A 3,758-nucleotide genomic window follows, 5' to 3' on the forward strand; every position below is an offset into this window, starting at 1 on the left:
CTACTGGCTGGCGCTGATCGACGCCGCCCAGGGCCGATGGGACGACGCCGTCGCCGGCTTCACCGCCGCCCACCACTCCGCCGACCGGTTGGGCTCCCGGCCCTGGTCGCTGCTCGCCCGCACCGGCCTCGTGCATGCCCTCGCCAGCCGAGGCCGCCCGGACGACACCGCGACGGTGACCCTGCTGCGGGCCGCCATCATCCAGGAGGCGACCGCTCTCGGCATGACGCAGGTGCTCCACCGTCTCGCCGCCCCGACGACCCCCGACACCGACCGCCCGGACCACACCCCCGCGCCGGGCCGGACTGCCGTACCGGGCCAGGCTGCCGTGCCGGGCGAGGCCATCGCGCCGGGTCAGGCCGCCGCGCCCAGCCAGGCCGTGCCGGTCGCGTCGGCCATCGCGGGGTACGAGTTTCGGCGCGACGGGCCGGTCTGGCAACTCGCGTACGCCGGTGTGGTCGTGCACCTGCCCGATGCCAAGGGGTTGCACGACCTGCACCTGCTGCTGAGCCACCCGGGCAGTGACGTGCCGGCGGTCGAGCTGCTCGACCCGGCGGCCGGGCCGGAACTGGTGGCCGCCCGCCGGATGGGAGCCGACCCGGTCCTCGACGACGAGGCGAAGGCCCGCTACCGGCGGCACCTGGCCCGCCTCGACGAGGAGATCGACCGGGCCGCCGCCCGCGATGACGACCTCAAGGTGTCCAAACTGGACGTCGAGCGGGGTGCACTGCTCGACGAGCTGCGTGCCGCGGCGGGCCTCGCCGGCCGGAGCCGCCGCCTGGGGGACGAGGCCGAACGGGCCCGCAAGACGGTGACCGCGCGGATCCGCGACACGCTACGCAAGCTCGACGACCGGCACCCGGCACTGGCGAGCCACCTGCGCGACTCCGTCTCCACCGGCACCACCTGCCGCTACCGGCCCGCCGAGCCGCTGCCCTGGCGGCTCTGAACCCACGGTCGGGGCGGGCCGTTGGCTCAGCTCAGTCCTTGAGATCGGGGCCGGGTTCCAGGACCCGGGCGAGCCAGTCGGCCTGGGTGCGCCGTGCCGCGTCGGAGACGCGAAAACGCGGGAACAGCGCCGAAAATCCGTGGAAGCCGCCAGCCCACAGGTGCAGTTCGGCCTGGCCGCCGGCGGCCCAGATCCGGGTGGCGTAGGCGACGTCCTCGTCGCGGAACACCTCGGCGGTCCCGGCGTCGATGTACGTGGTCGGCAGACCGGACAGGTCGTCCGCCAGTGCGGGTGAGACGTACGCGGAGACGTTCTGGTCGGGGTGCTCGCCGAGGACGCTGCGCCACCCGAACTCGTTCATCTCCCGGGTCCACACGCCGTCCAGCCCGCTGTACTGGTGACTGGAGGTGGTGTCGTTGCGGTGGTCGAGCATGGGGCACGACAGCAGTTGGGCGGCGATGGTCGGGGTGTTGCGGTCGCGAGCCATCAGTGTGACCCCTGCGGCAAGGCCACCTCCGGCGCTGGCGCCGGCCACGACGATGCGGGCCGGGTCGATGCCGAGATCCGCGGCGTTCTCGGCCACCCAGAGCAGACCGCGGTAGCAGTCGTCGACCAGGGTCGTGCCGGTTGCCTCCGGGGCCAGCCGGTAATCCACCGAGACCACGACGGCGCCGAACCGGTCGAGCCATTCCAGCGGAATGTCGATGTTCGAGAAGCGGTCGCCCCACATCATCCCGCCGCCGTGGATCCAGTAGACGCAGGGCGCGCCGGCGGCACGATCGGTGGGGCTGAGGATGGACAGCGGGATCGGCGTTCCGTCGCCGGCGGAAACTGTGACCTCGCGCCGGGAGACCGCGCGGCCTTCCAGGTGGATATCGATCGACGGTTGGGGGAAGTGGCGAAGCTGTTCGATCACCTCGGGGCCGAGGGGCGGCATGGGCGGCAGCTCAGTCAGGGGTACGAGCAACTCGGGGTCGATGCCCGGGCGGGGGAGGTTCATCGTGGATCCTTTCGCTGGTGCGGGTCGGGTGAGGGGGTGCTGTCGCCGGCTCAGAAGGTTGCCTTGCCGCCGACCGGCACGGCGTCGGTGTACGTCGAGTCGCCGGCCAGCAGCGGCTGAAGCTTCGCGACCAGGGCCTGCGCCTGCTCCCCGGCGAAGAACGCGCTGTGCGCCTCGGCGCTGGTCCAGCCCTCGATCACGTGGACGACGTCACGGTCGGTGGCCGAGCGGGCCACGAGGAAGACGACGCAGTCGGGGTGGGGCAGGGACGGCGCGTCGAGCAACAGTTCGATCAGCTCGTCCGCCTTTCCCGGCTGAGCGGTCATGGTGGCCTGGAACCCGTGGTGGACAGTCATCGAAGTGACTCCTAATCGTCTAGCTCTTGCTGCGATCTCGGAAAACTGACACTTCAATAAGACCATCGCCACCAGCGGAAACGTTAGAAAGATGCTCTTGGGTTCTTGCCTGATTCTCTCGTTGTGACGAGCATCGGTCATGTGCTTCAATCGGGCCGTGTACCTCGACGAGCTGCGGACGTTGCTGGCCCGCCACGCCCACCCGGACATGCGCACCCCCATCGACGGGGTGCTGATCTCGAAGGTCGACCAGCAGACCGGGCCAACCACGTCGATGTCGGGCACGGTGCTGGCGCTCATCGCTCAAGGCGCCAAACGCATGGCGCTGGGTGACCGTGTGTACGAGTACCGGGCCGGCCAGTACCTTGTCGCGTCGGTGGATCTGCCGGTCACCGGCCGGTTCACCCAGGCCAGCGCCGACTCGCCAGCGCTGGGGTTCGGGCTGGTGCTGCATCCGGCCACGGTCGCCGAGTTGCTGCTGCAGGCGGCACCGGGCGACCTCCCACCTCTGTCCGGCGGAACGCCCTCCGGGATGGTGGTCAGCGACGCTCCCGACGAGCTCGGCGACGCGGTGGTCCGACTGCTTCGACTGCTGGACCGGCCCCGGGACGTCACGGTGCTCGCACCCCTGATCAAACGGGAGATTCTCTGGTTGTTGCTCAGCGGGGAGCAGGGTGCCGCAGTGCGGCAGCTGGGCCTGGCCGACAGCAGCCTCAGTCACATCGCCCGGGCGGTGCGGTGGATCCGCGACCACTACGCGCAGGCGTTCCGGGTGGAGGAGCTGGCCAGGCTGTCCGGGATGAGCGTGTCCGCGTTCTATCGCAACTTCCAGGCGGTGACCGCGATGAGCCCGATCCAGTTCCAGAAGCAGATCCGGTTGCAGGAGGCCCGGCTCCTGCTCGCCACCCACCCCAACGACATCACCGGGGTCGGCATCCGGGTCGGCTACGAGAGCCCGTCGCAGTTCAGCCGCGAATACCGTCGCCAGTTCGGCGCGCCGCCCAGCCAGGACGCCACCCTCCTGCGCGGCACCAGCCGAAGCGAGGTGCCAGCGGTCGTCTGACCGCAGACCGACGCGCCAACGACGGACGGACGCCGCCACGGCTGTGGCGGCGTCCGTCGCACTGTCAGCGGCGGTTGTACTTGTACATGGTCAGGGTGCCGAAGACGAGGACGAAGCCGGCGCTCCACAGCAGCAGCCACATCGTTGCCGACGGGTCCGACTCGCCGCTCATCGCGCCCCGGATCGCGGCCACCAGCTGCGTCACCGGGTTGACCTTCACGAACGCCTGGAGCCAGCCGGGCATGGTGCTCGGCTCGACGAAGACGTTGCTCAGGAACGTCAGCGGGAACAGCACCATCATGCTGACCCCCATCACCGACTTCTCGCTGCGCAGGATCAGCCCGAAGAACGTCCACACCCAGGAGAACGCGAACGAGAAGATCACCAGTA

The 3,758-nt window shown here is 70.2% G+C and carries 4 protein-coding genes and 1 pseudogene; 2 read left to right on the forward strand and 3 right to left on the reverse strand.

Translation table 11 applies throughout. The features are described from left to right. Nucleotides 1-949, forward strand: a pseudogene (locus KBX53_RS25645) (ATPase); the annotation flags it as partial. Nucleotides 950-980: 31 nt separating this feature from the next. Here the strand turns inward: KBX53_RS25645 and KBX53_RS25650 are convergent. Continuing rightward, nucleotides 981-1,949 (reverse strand): alpha/beta hydrolase, encoded by a 969-nt coding sequence (locus tag KBX53_RS25650; RefSeq protein ID WP_210862082.1) that lies wholly within the window; start codon nt 1,947-1,949, stop codon nt 981-983. 50 nt (nt 1,950-1,999) lie between these two features. Then, entirely contained in the window at nt 2,000-2,305 is a 306-nt protein-coding gene (locus KBX53_RS25655) for a putative quinol monooxygenase (RefSeq protein WP_210862083.1), read from the reverse strand. 139 nt (nt 2,306-2,444) lie between these two features. Between KBX53_RS25655 and KBX53_RS25660 the strand changes: the two genes are divergently transcribed. Next, nucleotides 2,445-3,368, forward strand: coding sequence for an AraC family transcriptional regulator (locus tag KBX53_RS25660; protein ID WP_210862084.1), 924 nt, complete (start codon nt 2,445-2,447; stop codon nt 3,366-3,368). A gap of 64 nt (nt 3,369-3,432) precedes the next feature. On the opposite strand, the gene KBX53_RS25665 is transcribed toward KBX53_RS25660, so the two are convergent. Next, the coding region (locus tag KBX53_RS25665; protein WP_210862085.1) for an ABC transporter permease at nt 3,433-3,758 on the reverse strand (326 nt) is incomplete at its 5' end.

The sequence above is a fragment of the Micromonospora sp. M51 genome, from assembly GCF_018070305.1.
Classification (GTDB): Bacteria; Actinomycetota; Actinomycetes; order Mycobacteriales; family Micromonosporaceae; genus Micromonospora; species Micromonospora parva.

Bases quoted from the DNA above. Each gene is read 5' to 3' on its own strand.
- KBX53_RS25650 (WP_210862082.1), bottom strand. From the start codon at position 1,949: ATGAACCTCCCCCGCCCGGGCATCGACCCCGAGTTGCTCGTACCCCTG.
- KBX53_RS25655 (WP_210862083.1), bottom strand. From the start codon at position 2,305: ATGACTGTCCACCACGGGTTCCAGGCCACCATGACCGCTCAGCCGGGA.
- KBX53_RS25660 (WP_210862084.1), top strand. From the start codon at position 2,445: ATGTGCTTCAATCGGGCCGTGTACCTCGACGAGCTGCGGACGTTGCTG.